Genomic DNA, 21,967 nt, shown 5'->3' with positions numbered 1-21,967 from the left:
TATCATTTATTGCTATTGCTATTGCTATTGCTATTGCTATTGCTATTGCTATTGATATTTAAAGTTATTACTTAAATTCAGCTTTGCGCATACGGTTAAGTACAGCCATTACCTCAATTACACGAGGTTTCGACATTTCGCCGTATTTAGGCATCATATCAGCCCAATTATCATGCAGCATGTTAGCAAATGCACGCGCAGGGACTTTTTCCCAACCTTTAAGTTGTGCAAGTTGGAACCATAAGTAACCAATAGCAAGTAATTGACTAGGATGAGCCACTTGTTCTAACGCTTGTAAATCAACGTATTCACGACCAAAGCGTAACGATGTTTTATCTTTCACTTGAATACGGAATTTTCCTTCTTCAAGTAACGCTTGCAGCGCGCTACGGTTTATTTGGCGCGTGCGAGGACGAACAATAACTTCTGTGCCTTCAGCTTTACGTCGGGTAGGGTGAGAAGCAACAACTTCACGTGCTTTATCTGTTACATCTACTGCTTCATAGTTATGCATCTGAATAACAGTATCGGCAACATCTAAATAGTCACCAGAGCCACCCATAACAAGCATTACTGAGATATCATGCTGATCGCGAAGTAAAGCTATACGGTCAACAAGTGGCGTAATTGGCTCATCATCTTTACAAATCAGAGCCTGCATGCGCTCATCACGGATCATAAAGTTTGATGCAGAAGTATCTTCATCAATCAATAATGCTTCAGCACCAGCTTCGATCGATTCTTGTAACCAAGAAGCTTGTGAAGTTGAACCTGATGCATTTTGGCTAGTAAAAGCTGTGGTGTCTTTACCCATAGGTAAGTTACTGATGTAAGGCGATAGATCAACATTATGAACACAACGACCATCTTCAGCTCGTATCTTAGCGGCATTATAATTGGTTACGACGTACTCACGACCATCACCAGGGATATGATCGTAAACAGAACGCTCAATGGCACTTAATAGCGTTGATTTACCATGAAAACCACCACCAACAATTAAAGTAATGCCCTCAGGAATACCCATACCACGGATTTTACCTTTGTGTGGCGCTTCAAGCTCTACTGCTAGGTTATCTGGGCTTGTAAAAGGTACAGCATTCGGAAGTGGTAAATCACTGTTACCTGCAAGGCGAGGAAGAATACTACCATCAGCAACAAAAGCTAATAGCTTATGTTCTTTTAACTGTGCGCGAAGTGCTACTTGATCTTCTGCTGCTTCACAGTGGGCTTTTAACTCTTCCATTGGTAATTCGCGTGCAATCGTTGCACGGCGGATCATTTTTGGTAGGTGGAAAGTTAAGAGATTCATTGTACGCTTAGCAATGATGGTACGACCGTCAGCCGGAAGGTTTACACGAAAACGTAATTCGATACCTTCGTCATCAAATACCACAGCCGTACGGTCAAGGATCACCTGTCCAGGCATATCAATTAGTACTGCATTATCTTGTTGTGATAAATCAGCAAAAAAGCGAGCAATAAAATCTCGTGCTGCACATTGATAGACTGAAGATTTTTCACGTAACCATTCTAAGTCTGTAAGTGACCATGCACGACGAGCACGTACTCGAGAAGCCGGAGCAAACGGATCCGATTGAACGGTATCAATATAAAAGTCGAAATCAACGAAGTGGTATTCACCGCGCATACTCGTATAGCTGCGGTAATTATGACGGTCAATTTTATGGAGTTTGGCTTCGAGTAATTGCATATCGCCTCGATATCGTTCGTTATGGTGCACAGCACCGAGAATCTAGTGTGTTCGGGGGCTGGATATTACACTAAAGTCTGATATTTAGCATGTAAACTTTAAACGAGATCACAATAATTAGTGTTTTTTATTATTGCTTTAAATGTGTCGTTTCCTTAGGTTTATAGTTTAGTTAATAAGGTGTGACTTGTAGTGAGGATTCATCATTCGTGCTTAATACATTATTCGTTTATGGCACTTTGGCGCCAGAACAATCTAATGCCTATGTGCTTTCTGATTTGAAAGGTTCTTGGCAAAAAGCGAGCGCAATTGGATTTATTTACCCAAACGGTAAAGGAGCGACATTAGGTTATCCTGCTTTTGTACCGCAATCAGAAGGGGAACGTGTTCAAGGCTTACTCTTTACGTCTGATGATTTAACAACGCATTGGCAGCGAATTGATGAGTTTGAAGGCGAGGGGTATGACCGTGTAGTGATCACCGTTATTCTTGACGATGGCTCTGAACAATCCGCATTCGTGTATCGTTTAAGTCCAACTGAAATGTAAGTTGTTCAGACAATATTATAGAAATATAAAAAACAAGAGCGCTATTAATAGCGCTCTTGTTTTTAAATAAATTGGCTTATCGACGTCCGAGTACTTTAATGCCAGCACTGCCATCTTCAGCACGGCCATGCACTTGAATATCTGTTACGCAGCGCTCATAAGAGAATCGACGCCAATCTGTTTTTTCGTTTTTATCTAATTTGCGTTGAAACTGGAATACGCGCGAAGAGCCATTTTGAAATTTAAAGACAACTTTTGTTAAAAATACATCACGTTCAGCTTTAATCTGAATCGATTTAGTATTACGACAAAGTGGTACAGGGATCTTAGCGTGACTATTTTTAGCTTCAAGAAGAATAGTACGACCTAATGTAAATGTATCAGCTGAAGCTGTTGTTGAAAATGCCATCGTAGAAAGCATGATTGCAGCAGCCATTGTCGCTTTTAGTTTCATAAAGAAATCTCACAAGTAAAAACTGCACTGATTATAATGAGATAAATTCGAAATGGTTAAATAATGAGTTGTAAGTATCTGTAATTTAGTAATACAGAACATATGTCAAATAGTTGGGTGTTTTTTGTTTTATTTTAGTTATGTTGTCGCTATTTGAAAATCAGTTTGAACAATAATATAAAAGAAGAAAAACGTGGTGTCATCCGAAAGGAGATGACACCGTTTATTATTAATAGTTAGCCTGCTGAGCGGCCACCAATACATTGGCTTAAGAAATTATCAACTTTTCTCGCAAGTTTCCTTGTTTGTGTAGGGGTACCATAATGATGACCAACGTTATTCATCTCCCAATACTGCACATCTTTTCCTGCTTTCTTTGCCGCTTCAACAAAACGACGAGAGTGCTCAGGGATCACAACAGCATCACTGTCACCTTGAATGACTAACAGAGGTGCATTCATATTATTAATAAAGTTGATGGGCGATTGCTGTGCACGCTGTTGTTTCATATCTGGATCGTTGAAATCACCAATATAGTTTACCCAAATATCTTCATGTCGCCTCCATGGTTCAGGGAAGTTATTTACCATTAGTTCGAGATCCGAAATACCAAAAATATCAATACCACAAGCAAACTTATCGGGAGTCAGTGTCATACCGACTAAGGTTGCGTATCCACCGTAACTAGCGCCCATAATTGCGACATTGTTCGGATCTGTTATTCCTTGCTCTACAGCCCAATTCACACCATCAATTAGGTCGTTATGCATGGCTTTAGAGAATTCACCATAGCCTGAAGATGTAAACGCATAGCCATAACCTGTAGATCCCCTGAAATTAACTTGAATAACCGCATAGCCACGGTTGGCAAGTAACTGTGCTTCAGTATTAAAGCCCCAGTAGTCACGAGCATGTGGCCCACCGTGAACCAGTAATACCGTTGGAAGATTATTGGCTTTAATGCCCTTAGGTAGGGTGATATAACCGTTAAGGGTTAAACCATCTCGGCTCGTGAACTGAATAGGCTTTTGGGTGGCAAGAAATTGCGTGTAATGATGTGATTTACTTTGTGATAACAGTTCTTTCTTGTTTTTAGCCGTATCATAGAGATAAATGTTATATCCGTATTCATTATACTGGCTTAATGTGAATTTCTCATTTTTACTGTCAGTGCTAAAAATAACTATTCCACTTTTATCTTTTTGATAAAATGTAGAGGCTAATTTTTTATAATTAGAGTTAAAAGTAACGACTTCTTGAGAATCAGGGTAACTAGCTGCTAGCGCAGGTGCATGATTACTATCAAAATAATAATTTTCTACGTCAACAGTCTTATTTGAATAAAGGGTATTAACGGCATTTGTTGCAAGATCTAGCTCAATAAGTTGAGTCTTGTCGGAATTATTGTTAGCTAAAATAGTTAGGGTATTGTTGCTATGATTCAACATTGCATGTGCAACTTCACCATTTTTACCTGCATCAAATAACAGTTTATCTGTACCAAATTTATATATTTTTCTCTTATCTTTGATATAAGCGAAAATTGACCCACCTTTAACTCTGTCGTCAATAATAAATCCATCTATTGTTAATTCTTTATCGACTTTAAATAATAATGTTTCTTTTTTTGTTTTAATATTTAAGCGGTATAAATTGAAGATTTTAGCATCGCCACCGTTATGCCTAACAAGAATGTTTTCTGGGTCGTTAAATAAAAAATCGACAACATTGATCTGATTGTTTTTATCATAAAAAGGTTTAACGAATTGTGTTGGATGCTCTATGTCAAAAAAGAATATTTTAGATTTCATATTGTCAAAGTGAGGCACATAAATAAGGTTACGACTATCAGGCATCCATTCAAAGAATGAAACCCAGTAATTAAATTTACCTTTTTCACCAGTTTTTAAATTCTTAAAGTGTAGCGCAGTATAAGGGTTACCATTGTTGTCGAAACTGTCTTTTAGCCAGGCCAATTTCTCACCATCAGGTGAGACTTGGTATGAGTGTGTACCGTTTGTTGCTGTAGTCAGATCTTTAAAATCTAGCAAGATAGGTAGTTGTTGAGTTGTCAAAGACTGGTGTGTTGCTTCTTTAGGTCGAATGCATCCAGTTATTAATAGAAGAAGAGCACTGCTCAGTAATATGGTTTGTATAAGTTTCATTATACTCTCAATATAGCCAACTAAATATAAAAAGATAATAAATGAATTACTAAGCTTTTATTATGAATAGTTAATAATTTACATACTGTTCATAGTAAAATTGCGATCGGAATAGTGCTTACTTAAAATGCAGTTGATAGGACTTAATATGCTTGTAATTTCGAGATATACAGAGAAGGATCAAGAGGGTGTGAAAGCGGTGTCTTTATTTGAGGATCAAATCCTATTTGCCGCTACAGCAGAAGATTTTTTAGAAAGTGAATCTGCAACAATGCATCTTCATGTCATTAAGCAAGGTAGCCATGTTGTAGGCTTTTTTAAAATAGATATTGCTTACTTTCGTGATGTGGATTTTTGCTCTGAAAATTGTGTTGGTTTGCGAACCTTTGTTATAGACCAAAAATTACAAGGTAAGGGTATTGGTAAACAAGCATTAATGGCGTTATTTACTTATTTAGCGAAGTACTACTCAAACTATCAAAGGGTTTATTTAACAATAAATTGTAAAAATACAGTGGCAAGGCGTTGTTATGAAACGGCTGGTTTCGCTTTTACAGGTGAACGTTATCTGGGAGGTTTATTTGGGCCACAAGAAATTATGTATCATGACATTTAAGGTAAACGAATTACGTTATTATTAATTGATAGTATTTCGCATTAGTCTTATTTGGAATAATGAAATATATATCACATTCCTTTGTGTATCGTTTTTTATTTTGCTTATATTTGGTGAATTAGAGCACACTTTTTATTTATTGCTAAAAAAGAGTTTTATTCGCTAATTTTTAGCTAGTGTACGGAGGTAAAGCTCTGTAAAAAATCAAATGTAACCAAAAGTAAAACATTTTAAGTTTTATTTACTGTATCGACTGGTCATATTGGCTGTTATGTTGCATTCTTAACCCATAATAAAGATTAAAAAACCAATAAAACCAGATGGTTATGCTTATTTGGTATTTATTGGTTACAGTTGCTAGATAACATCCAAGGTACAAAATATGAATAGAGCCCAGCTAAAAAATATTGCTGAAAAATCGTTTTTCGCAATGTTCCGACAAAAAGCTGTTGTATGTGATATTCAGGAAACCTTTTATGGTTGGGTTGTATTTCTTGCCACAGGGAAGGCAAAGATTGTTGTTAAGTTTTCACGAGAAGTGGGCCGAATAAGTAAAGAAGTTGCGTGTTTACAGAAGTTACGCTCTATTGTGAGTTGTCCTGTACCGCAGATCTATTTATTTGGTCGTGAAGAAGGGTATGACTATATCGTGCTAGATTGGCTCGAAGGTCGACCTGCGAATGAATTACCCAATAATAAATTCGCTATAGAGACATTCCGTGAAGATTACACTGATATTTTACTCGCATTACATGAGCATAATCATCCACAAGGCTTTGAATTAACTAATGGAAGCTTTGATGGTGATTTTAATAACGCGTTCGATGACTGGATGAAAGATGTATACAAATACCTTTCTTGTTCAGCATCGCCATTTAGTTCAAAGATCAAAGATCAATATACTGAATTATGGGAACGTCGTAGAGAAATACTAGCACCTATTGCTCATGAAGCGTCTTCTTTCGTTCACGATGATTGTCATTTAGCGAATGTATTATTTGATCCTAATACGTTTAAAGTTGCAGGGTTGCTTGATCCTTGTGATAGCGGCTTCAAACACCGTGAACTCGATGTGATCCATTTATTTGATGTACGTGGTGATACGCATATCGCCGAACGCTATATTGAAAAACGTCAGTTAGATGATGGCTTTGAAGCACGACGTTATTTCTTTAGTTTGTGGGATGATGCGAAACACAGTCGAAATATGGGTTGGTATGATGAAAACTGGTTAGCAAATAAGTTTAATAAGTTTGAAGCAGCCATGAGTATGCAATGAGTTTGAGGGAAATAGTTGCCTATTTCCCCTTGTAAGTATTATGTTTTGTAAGGTATGGGTATAAAAGAATAACGAAAAGGTTAACTTATGATGAATAAAGTAAGTCGAATATCTGCTTTTTTTTTACTGGTAGTCAGTCATCAATCTTTTGCTGATAATCATGTTACTTCATCCAAGTTTCGTGTTTCTTTTTTCCCAGATCCTTTGAGTCAGTCTTCTGATCTTTCTCTTCCTCATGCCAGTGATACTCAGTTTAATGCTTCAAGCGATTTAATCCTTGCACATAACAGTACAAAATCAGCAAATTCATCAGTAAAGAAAGAAACTCAAGATGGGTTGTTTATTTTAGGGCGACATGAGTGGATCTTACTGCCTTCATCAACAGAATATTTTGCAGCTTATATTGATCCTGTATCAACAAATTCACGCATCGGTGTAAGTGATTTAGTTGAATTTGAACGTGATGGAAAAGATTGGGTTAAGTTTAAACTTCTTGATAAAGAATATAAATTTGCCATTCTTGAAAAAGTTAAAGTACCAGAAAAAAGCGATAAACCCTTACCTGTTGTAAAGTTAAGAACCAAACTTGGCGATATTAATGAAGAAATTGAATATGTGCTGATCAATGGTGGTAACGGTATTGTATTAGGTGAGAACTTTTTACGTGATCTCGCGATACAAAATAGAAAATATGATTATATTCAAGGACGAGCAAAGAAATAAAAGCGAAGTATGATTCGGTTAGTCGAATACAGTTGCTTCGCTTTTATCGTTCTTATTCTCTATTGATTCTGATAGAGAGTACTTAAATATATTTTATGCTTCTGCAATTACTTCGTAGCTGGTGAATTTACGAATGTTGATCACGCCAGTATCAAAGATCAGATATTGACCTTTAATTCCTTGCAAAATACCTTCAACCACAGGCTCTTTATCAAAGTTGTGTGAGCTAATCTTGGTTGGGAAGGCATCAACAGGAAAATGAATATCAACAATATCGTTATCAAGATATTCAATCGCATCTTCACCATATTCTGCAGTGATTTCTGCAAGACGAGCTTTTACTTCTGGTAATAAAACCGAGGCTTTTTCTGTTAAATCTATCTCAGCATTATCACCTTTGAGCATTGCACGCCAGTTGGTTTTATCAGCGACAAGCTCTGCAATAGCCACTTCCACTAAACCTGAAATTTGACGTGTTTTTACTTTTAGTACAGCAAGTGCCTGTGTTGCACCTTGATCAATCCATCGTGTCGGTAGTTGGGTATGTCGAGTAATACCCACTTTTAAACCCGAAGTATTTGATAGGTAAACATAGTGCGGCACCATGCAATTTTCTTCACCCCATTGTGGCTCACGGCATGTACCTTTGTCGTAGTGACAAGTTTCAGGTTTCATAATGCACATATCGCATGACGCTAATTTTTTCATACAAGGGAAGCAATGACCTTGAGAGTAACTTTTCTTGGTTTTTTTGCCACACGACTGGCAAAAAATATTGCCTGTATGAGTCAATTTAAGTGACTTACCAATCAAAGGATTTAAATGCAATTGTTGATCACCGATAGGGAGATGGTAGTCAACAACGTCATTTAACGTTGACTTCATTTTACTTAATGTTCCTTGCATACATTGCTCAGTAGTTTGTTTTTATAGTGCGGTGATTTTAGCAGGTGAAAGAGGGAAGCGGCTATAAAAGCACAGCGGAAAAATATGAATTCCCTCTTCGAAGTTTTAAATCGGAGAGACAATCAGCACAACAATCAGTCTTTATGGGTGAAATATGTAAATGCTATAAAGTAAAAAGTGATCGTTATCTAGAGGGAAGTGGTAAACACTGGTGCATTTATTAGTGTGCTCTAATGTTAGAGATAGATATCAAGCATCATCATGGAAAGAGTTATGCTCAATAGATTTTCACAAAATATCTCTTATGCCGTAATAAAAGAATTATCTTTAGCTCGGAAAGCGAGACGTAATAAAGATGTAGTATTAGAGTTCAGCCATTTAGAAAACGCTCACGTTTTGGGACAACATTCTACTTACTGGCATACTAGAATCCATTGTCATATGCTGTATTGGGCACGACGTAATGGTGATAGCCAAGAGCTAAGAGGGCAGTTATTAAGAGTCTTTGGCGCATTAACTAAAACTGCTGTGGGTCTTGTGCCTGAAGGAAATACAGGGGGAAGTAATGTAAGCCCTTTTAAACGTTTACCTATTTCAGCTTTACACCAACAACAAATTATTCGCGCGAAACAAATGTAATGTAGCTAATAATTTAATTAGAAAAAACGACACTGAACGGTGAAATGATTCTGAGATCTCTTGGGAATAATGGCTATCGGATTTGATAGCCATAATGGAATATAGTAAGCGTAACTTTGTTTATATTGCACTTACGGACGTGTTTTTTACAATAGCTCGCTGTTTTATTGTGTGATAAGTAAACACTACAATAAAGTTTATTGTCAGTAATAATATGATTGTTGGTGCGGGAGCACTATCGATAAAGAAGCTAAGATAAACGCCTAAGAAGCAATTTATGATAGAAATGAATACCGATATTATCATCATGCTTTGAAAACGGCGGGTGAGCATAAAGGCTGTTGCTCCAGGCGCAATCAGCATTGAAATCACTAATATCATGCCAACGGCTTTAAGTGCGGTAACAATTGCGAACGAGAGTAGCGCAAGCAATCCGTAATGTAATACTTTGGTGGGAAGTCCAATGGCTTGTGCATGTTGATGATCGAAAATAAGTAAAAGTAAATCTTTACCTTTAACAATACACAGAGCTCCAACAATGAGTGCAATTGCGCCTGCTTCTGTAATATCACGCCAACTAGCCCCAAGAGGATCACCAAACAGAATGTGATCTAAGTGAATATTAGTATGAATTTTCGTCATCATCACAATACCGAGCGCGAACATTGCTGAAAATACAACACCCATAATTGTATCTTCTTTAATTCTGCTATTTTCTTTTAAATACCCTGTGGTTAACGCACAAAACATACCTGCGATAAAAGCACCAATCGTAAATGGAATTGATAACACATAAGCAATAACAATCCCCGGTAAAACAGCATGGGAAATGGCATCACCCATTAAAGACCAACCTTTGAGAATTAAAAAACAAGATAGTAATGCGGTTGGTATCGCGATAAAAAAAACAATCAGAAAAGCTTGCTGCATAAAAATAAATTCAAAAGGCGATAACAATGTCTCTATTAGATTAGCCATGTTGAACTCCTTTCGTTTGCTTAAAACGTTGTGCTTTTTTTAACGCTTGCTTTGTTTTTCTATAAGTTGCTAATCGACCATATTTAGGAGCAAATATAAAAGCTAAACCAAAGAAAACAGTTTGTAATAACACGATGATCCCGCCTGTTGCGCCATTGATAAAATAGCTAAGGTATGCACCAAGAAAAGCGCTGAACACACCAATAAATACACTGTAGATAATGACCATTGAGAAACGGTCAGACAGTAAATAAGCAGTTGCACCAGGTATTACAACCATAGCAATAACTAAAAAGGCGCCTACAGTTTGCAATGCGGCAACGGTTGAGGCACTTAAAATACTAAAAAATACAATTTTTAAAAATGTTGGTGATAACCCAATGGTTTTAGCATGGTTTTCATCAAAGAAAACAACCATGAAATCACGCCACTTTACACATAAAACTAAAAGAGAAAGGCAGCCAATGATGACGATTTGTAATGTATCTACTGGGGTTATTGCGAGAATATTTCCCATTACAATAGTTTGAATATTAACCGCACTAGGATAGAGCGAGACAAGAAATAAACCGAGCCCGAAGAAAGCAGTAAAAATTAAGCCAATAACAGCGTCTTCTTTTAATTTACTACGCTGGCTTAAAAATAACATACCAGCAGCCGCTAAACCGCCAGAAAAAAAGGCACCAAAAGAAAAGGGGAGCCCTATCATATAAGCGCCGGCAACACCGGGTACGATAGAATGTGATAGTGCATCACCAATAAGTGACCAGCCCTTCAGCATTAAATAACAGGAAAGAAAAGCACAAACGCCACCTATTAACGCACTAACCCACATGGCGTTGATCATATAGCTATATAAAAACGGCTCAAGTAATTGGTCCACGATTATCACTCCTTTTATTTTTGACGGGAAAGGGAGCGAGATTGCTGTTCACCGTTCTCACCATACATAACAACAGGACGCTCATGATCGGAAATAACCGATAATTTACGGCTATCGTCGTCTTCGTGAAGATCTTTCCCTGATAAAATGAAGTGTCGTAATACACCACCGAATGCGAGTTTTAAATTTTCTGGCGTGAAAATCTCGGTTGTTTCTCCTGACGCCAAAATGGTTTTGTTAATTAAAATTGTACGGTCACAAAAGTCAGGAATACTGCCAAGATTATGGGTGGAGACAAGCATGACTTTGCCTTCATTACGAAGTTCGCGTAACAATGCCATAATTTGATCTTCAGTTTGAACATCAACGCCTGTAAAGGGTTCATCGAGTAATATCACCTGACTTTCTTGCGCGAGTGCACGAGCAAGAAATACCCGTTTACGTTGCCCCCCAGAAAGTTCTCCGATTTGACGTTTACGAAAGTCAGTCATATTGACCCGCTCGAGAGCGATATTCACTTTTTCATGATCTATTTTTTTGGGGATACGTAACATATTCATATAACCATAACGCCCCATCATGACGACATCTTCAACCAGAACAGGGAAGTTCCAGTCTATATCTTCACTTTGTGGAACATAGGCAACTACATTGCTTTTTAGGGCTTTTTTTACTGTCTTATTAAGGATTGTCACACTACCTTGGCTGGTGGATACAAATCCCATAATGGCTTTAAAAAGCGTTGACTTTCCGCTGCCATTCATACCGACCAGCGCAGCAATGGAACCTTGAGGAACGCTAAATGTGGCATTGTGAAGAGCGGTATGTCCGTTACGGTATGTAACCGTAATATTGTTTATATCTAACCCTATCATTATAAACTCAGCCCTTTAGCGATGGTTTGAGAGGTCACTTTAATTAGCTCTAAATAGGTAGGAACAGGGCCGTTTTTAGCACTCAAGGAATCAACATAAAGCACGCCTGCATAGTTAGCTCCTGTTTCTCGTGCTACTTGTTGAGCCGGTTTTGCTGAAACGGTACTTTCACTGAAAACCGCATGAATTTGATGTTGGCGAACAGCATCTATCAGTTGACGAACTTGTTGAGGTGTCCCTTGGGCATCAGCATTAATTGGCCATAAATACAGTTCTTTTAGTCCAAAATCACGAGCAAGATAACTAAAAGCGCCTTCACTCGTAACAAGCCAACGTTTATCTACAGGTATGGTATTAATCTGATTGCGAATAGGTGTAATTGTTCGCTGAATTTCTTGAGTATATTGTTGAGCGTTTTTATTATAAATATCCGCATTTTTAGGGTCATACTTAACAAGTGCTTGGCGAATATTTTCAACATAGATAATACCGTTCTCAGGTGACATCCAAGCATGAGGGTTAGGTTTACCGTTATAAGGCCCCTGAGTAATACTTAGTGGCGTGATATTTTCAGTTACCGTTACAGATGGAATATTGTGGAGATTTTGAAAAAATTTATTAAACCACAATTCTAAATTTAAACCGTTATAAAGAATTAAATCAGCACCTTGTGCCCGTTTAAGATCGCCAGGTGTTACTTGATAATTATGAATTTCCGCATTGGGTTTAGTAATGGATTCAACAATAGCGGCGTCACCTGCGACATTTTTTGCCATGTCAGCAATGATTGTGAATGTTGTAATTACTTTAAACTTATCATTAGCATGGCTGACTGTACTCATAAACAGTCCAACAGATAGCAGTACAGTATTTGTCACATATCGTAATCGTCGCATTTGATGAAAGTTCATCCTTTTTATCCCTATAAAGAAAGTAATTTAAATTTTTCAAAGTTATAACAAACGCAACCCTTAAATGCAATTGATAATTATTATCAATAAGGTGTTTTTTGCTTTTGTCGGCTTTTAAGGTTGTTTGTACATATTCAATCGGTATATTGAATTAATAAGGAATATTAAATTTTATTGATGGTTAGGGGATGAATGATGAAAAAAAGCGTATTGATAACAGGAGCTAATCGGGGGATTGGACTAGGGCTAGTGAAGCAGTATTTATCGCAAGGCTGGTTGGTTCACGCAACTTCGAGATCATTAGAAACAGCGGTAGATCTGCAAGATCTTGCTAGCCATAATGCAGATCTCATTATTCATTCATTAGACGTAACTAATTACGAGCAGCTTGATCAGTTAGCTACGCAATTACCAAGTCTCGATCTTGTGATAAATAATGCCGGTTATTATGGTCCAAAAGGCTACGGCTTTGGTCAGACTGATGCGGAAGAGTGGCGTCGTGTTTTTGAAATAAATACGATTGCACCCTTAAAGTTAATAGAAAGCTTGTACCCATTACTCAAAAATGGGACGACAAAAAAAATAGCCTGCATATCTTCAAAAGTTGGCAGCATGGAAGAGAATACTTCAGGTGGCGGTTATATTTATCGTTCATCAAAAGCGGCACTTAATTCTGTAGTAAAAAGTTTAAGCAATGATCTTCGTGACGAGGGGTTTACGGTTATTGCTTTACATCCTGGTTGGGTGCAAACAGAGATGGGCGGCCCTAATGCACTTATTGATATAGAAACTTCAACCAGAGGATTATTTGAAGTTATTGAAGACACTTCAGTAAACCATTCAGGGGAGTTTATAAACTACGACGGCACACGTATCGCGTGGTAATTTAATTGAACAAAAAGGAGTGTACTAATGGAAAATATCATTATTCGACATAGCGAAGATAAAGATATTATGGGTGTTAAAGCTATTTATGAATCTGAAATTGCCTATGGCGGTACACTTCAACTCCCATTTCCTTCACTCGATCGTTGGACGTCTCGATTGTCAAACTTACCTCAAGGCTGTTATAGCTTGGTAGCGGAATATGAGGGAGAAATTGTCGGGCAACTTGGACTGTCGGTTTGTGATAACCCAAGACGCAGGCACGTAGCTAGCTTTGGTATGGGGGTTAAAGAGACATTTCAAGGTAGAGGTGTTGGTGGGCAATTGATACAGTCTGCATTGATGTTGGCAGATAAATGGCTCAATGTTCAACGTATCGAGTTAGAAGTCTATACAGACAACATTGCTGCAATGAAGCTTTATCAAAAACATGGTTTTGAAATTGAAGGCGAGGCGAAAAACTTTGCGTTTCGTAATGGCGAGTATGCCAATGTATACCATATGGCGAGGCTACGTACATACACTGCATGATTCGATAAAGTGGATAAGTAAAAGTAAAAAGGCAGTAATCTACGCGATGATTACTGCCTTTTTTATTGAAGTTATTTATTAATGGCCAACAGTTTTCGACAACAGGTTAACAATTAAAACACCAACAATAATAAAACCAATACCTACAATTGCGGGTAAATCTAAGCGTTGTCCGTAAAGAAAAAAGCTAATCGTTGCGACAAGTACAATCCCAGCGCCACTCCAAATCGCATACACAATGCCAACAGGCATAGTTTTAACGGTGACAGATAACAGAAAAAAAGCGACAGCATAACCGACAAGCACAACTGCACTTGGTATAAATTTAGTAAATTGCTCGGCTTTTGGAATGAAAGACGTTGCGATCACTTCAAACACAATGGCAATAGATAAAGCTAAAAAAGGGGGCATAGATGTCAATAGTTTAAACATAACGATTATCTACCATTAAATAAGAGATGCGCATTTTAGTGTCAAAGAAGAGGTTTCGCCAAGTGATATTTACACAAATGATTATTACTATTTAGTAATAATAATAGCGTACGGTGTTTTACTTTTGATATATAAATCATTATAGGAACGCTAAACAGAACTACATCTTAAAAATATGCTTTTATTTCATAAGAAAATATAGTTAGAAGATTGTATTTATTATTATCTTTTTGTTTTTAATTAATTTTTTATAAAGCATGGTAGCGATTTTTTCTCTGTAATATCCCATGAAATATAGATTAAGATTTGCATTGTATATTCAGAAAGCAGAAGCAAATTAGAGTTATATACAAGTAAACGTTAGTATTAAATTAATTTAGTAGATTAAGTTTTAAGTAAAATAAGCCTGAATACAACGATATATTCAATCAATATGTACTCAGGGCTTATTTTCATAACTAACGCTGCAGATGACGTAAACTACGTTTCTCTAATTTGCTGAATAAAAGAGATAAAGATAGGCATAAAACTAAGTAAACAGCGCCAACGAGTAACCAAATTTCAAAGATTAACCCCGATGAATTTGCCATTTCACTGCCGACGAAGGTTATTTCTTGTATCGAGATCAATGAGATAATTGATGAATCTTTCACAATTGAGATAAATTGACCTGCAAGTGCTGGTACGATCCCTGCAATGGCTTGGGGGAAAATAACAAAGCGAAAACGATCAAATTTATATAGGCCTAGCGAATCTGCAGCTTCCCATTGTCCGTTATCGATTGAATCGAGACCAGCACGAATGACTTCAGCGATATAAGCGGCAGCAATCAGGCCGACACATAAAATTCCCGAAAATAAGTTTTCCCATAATTGGCTACTACCAAAAAGAAAAGACTGGAAGGCGTTCTCTTGTCCATTGTAAAAACGAAACAAATCATTCAAGCCAAGTAGTGGCACCAGTTGGCTTGAAATAAAAAAGTAAAAGATAAAAACAAAGACTAAAGGCGGTATGTTACGTACTAATTGAATATATGCATTGGCGGGTAGTCGTAAAAAAAGAAGTGAAGAGCGGCGAGCGAGTGCTAATAGCAAGCCAAAAATAGCGGCAAATAACATTCCCCATAAGCTTATACGAATAGTGCTGACTACGCCTTGAAAAAAATAGGGTATCTCATTGTTTTGACTAGATGAAAAAACTAAATCAAAGGCTTTTTGCCACTGCCAATGATAATGAATACCAATTGATGAGCGGTAATATAGCCAGCCAAGAAAACATCCCACTACTAAAAGTAAGATGTAATCTAAAAGTTTAAGTTGAGGCAAAGTAAAGCTAGCAGCCGAACGTTTATTCGGCTGCGATGTGGCTTCCTTTGTAGTTGAGCAGGAAGACATTAATTTATTGACCTTCTTTCACCTGATTCTGCCAATCGACAGTTGTAAACCAATAGTCATAACGCTCTTTTAACCAGCCATCCTGTGTGCGAAGTAAGATCCAGTTATTAAAGAAGTTCAGTAGGTTGAAGTCACCTTGTCGAATGGCGAAACCTTCAGAACCCTGGCTTAAACGCTCTTTAAAAGGTAGAAATAGCTTATCTTTGTATTGTAATGTCATTTGTTCTGGTTTTGGCGTTGATGCCAATACCGCTTGCGCATTGCCGTTTAAGACTTCTTGGAATGCTTGTGATTCATCGTCAAATTGACGAAGTTTCGCTTTAGGAAAGTATTTCTTTGCTGTTTGAACTGTTACTGCACCACGACGTACAGCTAAAGTCACACTACGCTTATTATAATCAGCAATGGAGAGCTTATCTCCTGCTAGCTCTTTACTTGCAGCAAGTTGTACACCTGAGTGAGAATAAGGAGTTGTGAAAAGAACACTCAAGTTACGTTGTGGTGTTATTGACATACCGCCAATGATCACATCAAATTTGCCCGCTAGAAGTGCAGGAATAATCCCGTCCCATGCAGTAGGAATAAATTCAACTTTTACACCGGCATCTTTAGCGAGTTGCTTAGCAACATCAACTTCAAAACCAATCAGTTCTCCTTGCTTATCACGCATTGCCCAAGGCACGAATGTTGATAAACCAACACGTAATGTACCGCGCTCTTTAATTTGTTCTAATGTGCTTTTTTCTGCCGCTAATGCATGGCTAGCACTCAGTAAAAGGGTTAATGCGGTGATCAGTACCGCAAAAAAACGTTTCATTTTTCCGTCTCCATATCGTTAAAAATGATCAATTAATGAGTAGGTGTCGCAAGTTTGTGTTCTAACAATGTTGCAAACGCTGATAAAAGCAACGTTATGCATAAGTACATTGCTGCGATTGTGAACCAGATTTCAAAGGGCATCGCTGTATCAGCGACTATATCGCGTCCTTGTGTCGTTAAATCAAATATAGCCATGATACTGACAATAGAGGAATTTTTTACTAACGAGACAGCTTCGTTTGTTAGCGCTGGTAAGATACGACGTAACATTTGAGGTAAGATTATATATCGATAGCTATCAACTTTACTTAACCCAAGACTTTCAGCCGCTTCAAATTGCCCTTTAGGAATGTTCATTAGACCTGAACGAAATATCTCTGCGGTATAGGCTCCTTGAAATAATGAAAGTGCTAATACGGCTGTAGTAAATCGCTCTAATCCTAATACCGGACCAAATACAAAATACAGCAGATAAATTTGGACAAGTAGTGGGGTATTACGAATAACTTCAATATATCCACGTGCAAGAGCGCGACCAACAATAGATTGAGATAAACGTAAAAGCGCGGTTACTAAGCCAAAAATAATTGTAAAGATAAGGCTAATGGCTGATATTTTGATGGTGATGAGTAAACCATCAATAAGCTCGGCAGAAAACCACTCACCGTCTTCTTTAAAAAATAGATACTGAGGAACACGGTACCATTGCCAATTATAATTCATCGCATCAGCACCGCTATTTAGTAACCATACAATGGCCAATACAATAACAGTAATCTGCAATAACCCACTGACAACAGGTTTAAGTATTTTGACGATAGCCGATGTTGACTGAGGTTTAGTTATCATTTTTACCTCAGTAACTTAGAATTTTTCTAAGAAAAGACTGGGTTCTTGCATTTTGTGGTTGGTCAAATAAAAGTGCAGGAGGAGCAATTTCGACGATTTCACCCTCATCCATAAAAACCACACGATCTGCTACTTTGCGAGCAAACCCCATTTCATGGGTCACGCATACCATTGTAATACCTTCATCTGCTAATTCCTTCATTACATCTAATACTTCATGAATCATTTCAGGATCTAATGCAGAAGTGGGTTCATCAAACAAAAGAATATCGGGTTTCATGCAAAGGGAGCGAGCAATAGCAACACGTTGTTGTTGTCCGCCGGATAGTTGCCCAGGGAACTTATTGGCTTGGTGAGCAATATGGACACGCTCTAGGTATTGAATTGCTAGCGTTTCGGCCTCAGCCTTTGACATCCCTAATGCTCGACGAGGAGCAAGTGTTAAATTATCTAAAACTGTCATATGAGGAAAAAGATTAAAATGTTGGAAAACCATACCAACTTTGCCACGAACAGCTTTTAAATTCTTTGAATCTAACAAGTGACTATTTACTGTAATTTGCCCCGAGTCATATTGCTCCAGTCCATTTATACAACGAATAAGAGTCGACTTACCTGATCCAGATGGGCCACAGATAACTAATCGTTCACCTTTATGAATGCTCAAATTGATCGATTTTAGCGCATGAAAATCGCCATACCACTTGTTTACTTCTTTAAATGTAATTATCTCGTCTTTAGCTAACAAGACGTACCTCGACTAATAAAATTGTTGTTTGCAATGTAAGCGGTAAATAGTAATGGTTTTATGTTACGCCATCGTAAATTAAAATTAACACTATATTTCAATATTATATAGCAATGAATTACTAACGGAACAACTGATAATTTAGATCAATATCCCATGTCTGAGTGGGCATAAAGTGTTCTGTTGTAATTCCTCAATAATCTAGGAATATACCATATATGATCTTTAATGTGTGTTAAGTGGCATATTGAATGTTTTGTTAAATTTTATTGGGTAGGTTGGATACATCTAAGTTGTTGCTGAGTTAAAAAATGTCGACTTAACTGTCAATAATCCATTGCACAAAAAGGGTTAAGGCGATAAGTTAAGAAACGACTATTTGGAGATAAGTACACTACATCGATTGACCGACATAGACGTAGTGTAGCGATACGGGAAGTATAAGCATGCATAAAACAGATGATGTCCGCATTAGCGAGATCAAAGAACTATTACCACCAGTTGCAATACTGGAAAAATTTTCTGCTTCAGAAACAGCTTCAGAAACAGTATATCAAGCTCGAAATGCCATTCATAATATCTTAAATGATGAAGATGACCGTCTTCTTGTCATTGTTGGACCTTGTTCTATACATGATACTGATGCGGCAGTAGAGTACGGTAAAAAGCTAAAAACACTACGCGATGAGCTTAACGCTGATTTAGAAATTGTTATGCGTGTTTATTTTGAAAAGCCACGTACAACAGTGGGTTGGAAAGGGTTGATCAATGACCCTTACATGGATAACAGTTTCCAACTAAATGATGGTTTACGTATTGGTCGTAAACTACTTCTTGATTTAACTGAATCAGGCCTACCAACGGCAGGCGAATTCCTTGACATGATCACACCTCAATACATGGGAGATTTGATCAGTTGGGGCGCAATTGGTGCACGTACTACTGAATCTCAGGTTCACCGTGAACTTGCATCAGGTTTGTCATGTCCAGTAGGCTTTAAAAACGGTACAGATGGCAATATTAAAATTGCAACAGACGCTGTAGGTTCGGCAAGTGCGCCTCACCACTTTTTATCGGTGACTAAATACGGCCATTCTGCGATTGTATCAACGGCAGGTAATGAAGATTGCCATATTATCCTTCGTGGTGGTAAAGAGCCAAATTATAGCGCAGAGCACGTTAAAGCAGTGACAGATCAACTTGAAGGTGCTGGTCACCGTTCTAAAGTGATGATCGATTTTAGCCATGCAAATAGCTTGAAAAAATTTGATCGTCAGCCACTAGTATCACAAGATGTTGGTGAGCAAATTGCGAGTGGTAACAAATCTATCTTTGGTGTGATGATTGAAAGTCACCTTGTTGAAGGTCGTCAGGATATTGTTGAAGGTGTTGAACCGACTTACGGTCAAAGCATTACAGATGCCTGCATTGGTTGGGAAGATACTGAAAAAGTACTTCGACAATTAGCATCAGATGTACAAAAGCGCCGCCAAGCGTAACAACATGTATATTAATAAAAACCGATGTTTATAAGCATCGGTTTTTTTATGTCTTTTTTATAGCAAATCTTGATTCATAACATACTGAATTAAAATCATTTCTCATTATAATGTCGATAACCATCATTAAATTCAATATCATAGCTTTCATCGTATTGGTGCTTTTCTATCAAGCTCTCGCAATGAGGAAATTGGCAATAAATAGGGTATCTACGATGTAATCCATTTTCAATGAAAGCTTCAAGGATGCCATGAGTATCCGCAATAAGTGTTTTATCTTCCATATATCGACTCCAAACAAATATATGTGATAGCTACATATGAATACTGTATCTTATTGAGTGTGGATTAATTGTCTTAATAGTAAGAAATATATCTAAAATGAATATTGTAATTATAGCGGCTTTTGTAATGTACAGATTTGTTGACAATATTTTCGCTATCTAAAAATGAAAAATATCATTAAATTTATATGCTTATAAATATATCTGCTATAACAATATACAGTGATATGGTAGTTATTGATTGAAACTGTGTATACCAATAAGCGATAGGTCGGTGTGTATGAAGAGTTTGATATTAAGCGTGCTGTACGGTGTATTTTTATTAAGTCCATTGATGATACAAGCTGAAATCGTTTCAAAACCATTAGAGTCAACAACAAGTTTTATTGAGACGGTTGATAATTATGAATTATCACAAACACAGCAGCAGGGGATTACGGTTTATCATCCTGTACTGGGCTATGCGAATTACGAAAATACCGTTTGTGATTCTGAAGATAATCATCAACAACAATTCCGACGCCTAGTATCAAGCTATTGCTTACAGCACAGTGGTAAAGTTGTAGACAATTGGTGTGTGGATAAACAAAATAATATGCCGCTGTTTACTGCAGAATTAAACCAACTGCGTACGGATTGTCATTCTGGCGGAAATGCATCAATAATTCATGTTCTTGAGTTTTTACCTTCAGTCGAACACGATCAGCAAACACAACAGAGTTGGTTACAGGTCGCGACTGCTTTTGGTTATTAAGTCTGAATGATGTGCTTTAGGGCTGTGAAAGCATCTATGGTGTATTTTTCAGGTATTAGGAAAACGTTAAAAATTAGCTGTAGAATCTACAGCTAATTAAAGAGATGACTCGATGAGAAATAAATGGAAGAGCACTATGTTGTTATTTTTTATTAAATAACGGGTAGCACTTAGACGCTTTATTTTATCTAAAGGCTATATATTATGAAGCAACATTAATTATTTCAACTGCCCATTGCTGTTCATCTTTATTAATAATTATATCTAATTATTAATCTTCCCTTACAAATATATAAATGCTGGTTTTCTATTAATGTCTTTGTTTTCTTTAAATTAATGAGATAGATAAAGTTTAAGCTTGATCACACTCAACTATATCTATATATGATAATTATAAAAAATACATCTATCTTCTCTTTATTGATTTAGTTACGGGGGAGTCACATGATATTATATAATCCTATACAAAATACGCTTTCTAATCGTAAGAAAATATTAAAAATTGGATATCGAGATTCACAGATTCTTTATCTCTTGCTTAAACACTCTCCTAATGTAGTCTCAAAGAAAGATATTATTCAGTTTGCCTGGGGCAGTGAATGTATTGGCGAAACATCATTAGCAAAAAGTATCAGCAAAATTAGACTCTCACTGATAAAGCTAGGTATTAAGGAATCACCAATAGTGACAGTACCTAAAGTTGGATACCGTTTAATTGAAGGTGTGTTATTTGATGAAGTGCTTAATGCTAAAATACCGATAGAGAAAGGTGAAAAAAATAAGGAGTTTGCAACTGACTTTACACGGCGAAGCAATCATGGAAAGGGATATCGGCCTTTAGTCTGTTCATTTTTTTTATTTGTCATTTTAATATCCACGCTACTCGTAACAGTCAATAAAGGTCATAGCATTAATACAGCACTTGAAATGAACGCGTTGATAAATAAACCAAGGGTTGGCTTATTAAACGATTATCCTAATTACAAAATTTTGGAATTAAATCTTAAAAAGTCACTTTAATCATAATTCATTTTATTAGTTATAAGCTTTATATAAAAACTGATTTATGACTTTTAATTCC

At 37.0% G+C, this 21,967-nt stretch carries 23 protein-coding genes and 1 pseudogene; 10 read left to right on the top strand and 14 right to left on the bottom strand.

Features of this window, described 5'->3' with window-relative positions; all coding sequences use genetic code 11:
- Positions 1-67: 67 nt before the first annotated feature.
- The gene (locus BTO08_RS20920) at positions 68-1,714 is read right to left on the bottom strand and encodes an ABC-ATPase domain-containing protein (RefSeq protein WP_045127646.1); all 1,647 of its coding nucleotides are present in this window, start codon (positions 1,712-1,714) and stop codon (positions 68-70) included.
- A 209-nt stretch (positions 1,715-1,923) separates the two neighbouring features.
- On the opposite strand from BTO08_RS20920, the gene BTO08_RS20915 reads away from it, so the two are divergent.
- On the top strand, positions 1,924-2,262 hold the full coding sequence (locus tag BTO08_RS20915) for a gamma-glutamylcyclotransferase family protein (RefSeq protein ID WP_105062485.1): 339 nt from the start codon (positions 1,924-1,926) through the stop codon (positions 2,260-2,262).
- A gap of 76 nt (positions 2,263-2,338) precedes the next feature.
- Here BTO08_RS20915 and BTO08_RS20910 read toward each other — a convergent pair whose 3' ends face one another.
- Together BTO08_RS20910 and BTO08_RS20905 are read right to left on the bottom strand one after the other, a co-directional pair.
- Complete coding sequence (locus tag BTO08_RS20910) at positions 2,339-2,716, bottom strand: DUF2541 family protein (RefSeq protein ID WP_005364537.1); 378 nt, start codon at positions 2,714-2,716, stop codon at positions 2,339-2,341.
- Between the two features lie 236 nt (positions 2,717-2,952).
- The gene (locus BTO08_RS20905) at positions 2,953-4,881 is read right to left on the bottom strand and encodes an alpha/beta hydrolase family protein (protein WP_105062484.1); all 1,929 of its coding nucleotides are present in this window, start codon (positions 4,879-4,881) and stop codon (positions 2,953-2,955) included.
- Positions 4,882-5,029: 148 nt separating this feature from the next.
- Here BTO08_RS20905 and BTO08_RS20900 point away from each other — a divergent pair, with 148 nt between their 5' ends.
- The 3 genes from BTO08_RS20900 (at position 5,030) to BTO08_RS20890 (ending at position 7,499) form a co-directional block, all read left to right on the top strand.
- The gene (locus tag BTO08_RS20900; RefSeq protein ID WP_105062483.1) at positions 5,030-5,497 is read left to right on the top strand and encodes a GNAT family N-acetyltransferase; all 468 of its coding nucleotides are present in this window, start codon (positions 5,030-5,032) and stop codon (positions 5,495-5,497) included.
- Between the two features lie 382 nt (positions 5,498-5,879).
- Positions 5,880-6,776 carry a phosphotransferase gene (locus tag BTO08_RS20895; protein WP_105062482.1) on the top strand — a complete coding sequence of 299 codons (897 nt, stop codon included), beginning with the start codon at positions 5,880-5,882 and terminating at the stop codon, positions 6,774-6,776.
- 87 nt (positions 6,777-6,863) lie between these two features.
- On the top strand, positions 6,864-7,499 hold the full coding sequence (locus BTO08_RS20890; protein WP_242446316.1) for a RimK/LysX family protein: 636 nt from the start codon (positions 6,864-6,866) through the stop codon (positions 7,497-7,499).
- 93 nt (positions 7,500-7,592) lie between these two features.
- Here the strand turns inward: BTO08_RS20890 and BTO08_RS20885 are convergent, their stop codons facing one another.
- Complete coding sequence (locus tag BTO08_RS20885) at positions 7,593-8,405, bottom strand: DUF2797 domain-containing protein (RefSeq protein WP_005364550.1); 813 nt, start codon at positions 8,403-8,405, stop codon at positions 7,593-7,595.
- Between the two features lie 273 nt (positions 8,406-8,678).
- Here BTO08_RS20885 and BTO08_RS20880 point away from each other — a divergent pair, with 273 nt between their 5' ends.
- A complete protein-coding gene (locus BTO08_RS20880; protein ID WP_005364552.1) occupies positions 8,679-9,044 on the top strand; it encodes a DUF3703 domain-containing protein in 366 nt (121 codons plus the stop codon).
- A 120-nt stretch (positions 9,045-9,164) separates the two neighbouring features.
- Here BTO08_RS20880 and BTO08_RS20875 read toward each other — a convergent pair whose 3' ends face one another.
- The 4 genes from BTO08_RS20875 to BTO08_RS20860 are packed head-to-tail and all read right to left on the bottom strand — an operon-like array spanning position 9,165 to position 12,691.
- Positions 9,165-10,022: a metal ABC transporter permease gene (locus BTO08_RS20875; protein WP_105062481.1), complete on the bottom strand. Its 858-nt coding sequence runs from the start codon at positions 10,020-10,022 to the stop codon at positions 9,165-9,167.
- Positions 10,015-10,905, bottom strand: coding sequence for a metal ABC transporter permease (locus BTO08_RS20870; RefSeq protein ID WP_105062480.1), 891 nt, complete (start codon positions 10,903-10,905; stop codon positions 10,015-10,017). The genes BTO08_RS20875 and BTO08_RS20870 overlap by 8 nt, the downstream gene beginning before the upstream one ends.
- A gap of 14 nt (positions 10,906-10,919) precedes the next feature.
- A complete protein-coding gene (locus BTO08_RS20865; protein ID WP_105062479.1) occupies positions 10,920-11,780 on the bottom strand; it encodes a manganese/iron ABC transporter ATP-binding protein in 861 nt (286 codons plus the stop codon).
- Positions 11,780-12,691, bottom strand: a complete 912-nt coding sequence (locus tag BTO08_RS20860) for a metal ABC transporter substrate-binding protein (protein WP_277949271.1) — start codon at positions 12,689-12,691, stop codon at positions 11,780-11,782. The genes BTO08_RS20865 and BTO08_RS20860 overlap by 1 nt, the downstream gene beginning before the upstream one ends.
- A 195-nt stretch (positions 12,692-12,886) precedes the next feature.
- Here BTO08_RS20860 and BTO08_RS20855 point away from each other — a divergent pair, with 195 nt between their 5' ends.
- Together BTO08_RS20855 and BTO08_RS20850 are read left to right on the top strand one after the other, a co-directional pair.
- Entirely contained in the window at positions 12,887-13,576 is a 690-nt protein-coding gene (locus tag BTO08_RS20855) for an SDR family oxidoreductase (RefSeq protein WP_105062705.1), read from the top strand.
- A gap of 27 nt (positions 13,577-13,603) precedes the next feature.
- Entirely contained in the window at positions 13,604-14,107 is a 504-nt protein-coding gene (locus BTO08_RS20850) for a GNAT family N-acetyltransferase (RefSeq protein WP_105062478.1), read from the top strand.
- 78 nt (positions 14,108-14,185) lie between these two features.
- Here BTO08_RS20850 and BTO08_RS20845 read toward each other — a convergent pair whose 3' ends face one another.
- The 5 genes from BTO08_RS20845 to BTO08_RS20825 all read right to left on the bottom strand — a co-directional run bounded on the left by BTO08_RS20845 (position 14,186) and on the right by BTO08_RS20825 (position 18,349).
- Positions 14,186-14,518 carry a DMT family transporter gene (locus tag BTO08_RS20845; protein ID WP_173425646.1) on the bottom strand — a complete coding sequence of 111 codons (333 nt, stop codon included), beginning with the start codon at positions 14,516-14,518 and terminating at the stop codon, positions 14,186-14,188.
- Between the two features lie 479 nt (positions 14,519-14,997).
- Complete coding sequence (locus tag BTO08_RS20840; protein ID WP_105062477.1) at positions 14,998-15,933, bottom strand: amino acid ABC transporter permease; 936 nt, start codon at positions 15,931-15,933, stop codon at positions 14,998-15,000.
- Positions 15,934-15,937: 4 nt separating this feature from the next.
- Positions 15,938-16,750 (bottom strand): transporter substrate-binding domain-containing protein, encoded by an 813-nt coding sequence (locus BTO08_RS20835; protein ID WP_105062476.1) that lies wholly within the window; start codon positions 16,748-16,750, stop codon positions 15,938-15,940.
- A gap of 32 nt (positions 16,751-16,782) precedes the next feature.
- The gene (locus BTO08_RS20830; RefSeq protein ID WP_105062475.1) at positions 16,783-17,601 is read right to left on the bottom strand and encodes an amino acid ABC transporter permease; all 819 of its coding nucleotides are present in this window, start codon (positions 17,599-17,601) and stop codon (positions 16,783-16,785) included.
- A gap of 7 nt (positions 17,602-17,608) precedes the next feature.
- Complete coding sequence (locus BTO08_RS20825) at positions 17,609-18,349, bottom strand: amino acid ABC transporter ATP-binding protein (protein ID WP_105062474.1); 741 nt, start codon at positions 18,347-18,349, stop codon at positions 17,609-17,611.
- A 446-nt stretch (positions 18,350-18,795) separates the two neighbouring features.
- Between BTO08_RS20825 and aroG the strand changes: the two genes are divergently transcribed.
- Complete coding sequence (aroG, locus tag BTO08_RS20820) at positions 18,796-19,848, top strand: 3-deoxy-7-phosphoheptulonate synthase AroG (protein WP_105062473.1); 1,053 nt, start codon at positions 18,796-18,798, stop codon at positions 19,846-19,848.
- 95 nt (positions 19,849-19,943) lie between these two features.
- On the opposite strand, the gene BTO08_RS20815 is transcribed toward aroG, so the two are convergent.
- Entirely contained in the window at positions 19,944-20,132 is a 189-nt protein-coding gene (locus BTO08_RS20815) for a hypothetical protein (protein ID WP_105062472.1), read from the bottom strand.
- A gap of 280 nt (positions 20,133-20,412) precedes the next feature.
- On the opposite strand from BTO08_RS20815, the gene BTO08_RS20810 reads away from it, so the two are divergent.
- Positions 20,413-20,886: a hypothetical protein gene (locus BTO08_RS20810; protein ID WP_105062471.1), complete on the top strand. Its 474-nt coding sequence runs from the start codon at positions 20,413-20,415 to the stop codon at positions 20,884-20,886.
- Between the two features lie 444 nt (positions 20,887-21,330).
- Positions 21,331-21,625, top strand: a pseudogene (locus BTO08_RS22570) (winged helix-turn-helix domain-containing protein); the annotation flags it as partial.
- Positions 21,626-21,967 lie beyond the last annotated feature (342 nt).

Source organism: Photobacterium angustum (assembly GCF_002954615.1).
Lineage (GTDB): Bacteria > Pseudomonadota > Gammaproteobacteria > Enterobacterales > Vibrionaceae > Photobacterium > Photobacterium angustum_A.
Note: the sequence above shows the minus strand (reverse complement) of the source record. Positions and strands in the feature narration are given on the sequence as shown.

Bases quoted from the DNA above. Each gene is read 5' to 3' on its own strand.
- BTO08_RS20835 (WP_105062476.1), bottom strand. From the start codon at position 16,750: ATGAAACGTTTTTTTGCGGTACTGATCACCGCATTAACCCTTTTACTG.
- BTO08_RS20910 (WP_005364537.1), bottom strand. From the start codon at position 2,716: ATGAAACTAAAAGCGACAATGGCTGCTGCAATCATGCTTTCTACGATG.
- BTO08_RS20905 (WP_105062484.1), bottom strand. From the start codon at position 4,881: ATGAAACTTATACAAACCATATTACTGAGCAGTGCTCTTCTTCTATTA.
- BTO08_RS20855 (WP_105062705.1), top strand. From the start codon at position 12,887: ATGAAAAAAAGCGTATTGATAACAGGAGCTAATCGGGGGATTGGACTA.
- BTO08_RS20895 (WP_105062482.1), top strand. From the start codon at position 5,880: ATGAATAGAGCCCAGCTAAAAAATATTGCTGAAAAATCGTTTTTCGCA.
- BTO08_RS20850 (WP_105062478.1), top strand. From the start codon at position 13,604: ATGGAAAATATCATTATTCGACATAGCGAAGATAAAGATATTATGGGT.
- BTO08_RS20920 (WP_045127646.1), bottom strand. From the start codon at position 1,714: ATGCAATTACTCGAAGCCAAACTCCATAAAATTGACCGTCATAATTAC.
- BTO08_RS20885 (WP_005364550.1), bottom strand. From the start codon at position 8,405: ATGCAAGGAACATTAAGTAAAATGAAGTCAACGTTAAATGACGTTGTT.
- BTO08_RS20810 (WP_105062471.1), top strand. From the start codon at position 20,413: ATGAAGAGTTTGATATTAAGCGTGCTGTACGGTGTATTTTTATTAAGT.
- BTO08_RS20875 (WP_105062481.1), bottom strand. From the start codon at position 10,022: ATGGCTAATCTAATAGAGACATTGTTATCGCCTTTTGAATTTATTTTT.
- BTO08_RS20880 (WP_005364552.1), top strand. From the start codon at position 8,679: ATGCTCAATAGATTTTCACAAAATATCTCTTATGCCGTAATAAAAGAA.
- aroG (WP_105062473.1), top strand. From the start codon at position 18,796: ATGCATAAAACAGATGATGTCCGCATTAGCGAGATCAAAGAACTATTA.
- BTO08_RS20830 (WP_105062475.1), bottom strand. From the start codon at position 17,601: ATGATAACTAAACCTCAGTCAACATCGGCTATCGTCAAAATACTTAAA.
- BTO08_RS20845 (WP_173425646.1), bottom strand. From the start codon at position 14,518: ATGCCCCCTTTTTTAGCTTTATCTATTGCCATTGTGTTTGAAGTGATC.
- BTO08_RS20860 (WP_277949271.1), bottom strand. From the start codon at position 12,691: ATGAACTTTCATCAAATGCGACGATTACGATATGTGACAAATACTGTA.
- BTO08_RS20865 (WP_105062479.1), bottom strand. From the start codon at position 11,780: ATGATAGGGTTAGATATAAACAATATTACGGTTACATACCGTAACGGA.
- BTO08_RS20890 (WP_242446316.1), top strand. From the start codon at position 6,864: ATGATGAATAAAGTAAGTCGAATATCTGCTTTTTTTTTACTGGTAGTC.
- BTO08_RS20815 (WP_105062472.1), bottom strand. From the start codon at position 20,132: ATGGAAGATAAAACACTTATTGCGGATACTCATGGCATCCTTGAAGCT.
- BTO08_RS20900 (WP_105062483.1), top strand. From the start codon at position 5,030: ATGCTTGTAATTTCGAGATATACAGAGAAGGATCAAGAGGGTGTGAAA.
- BTO08_RS20840 (WP_105062477.1), bottom strand. From the start codon at position 15,933: ATGTCTTCCTGCTCAACTACAAAGGAAGCCACATCGCAGCCGAATAAA.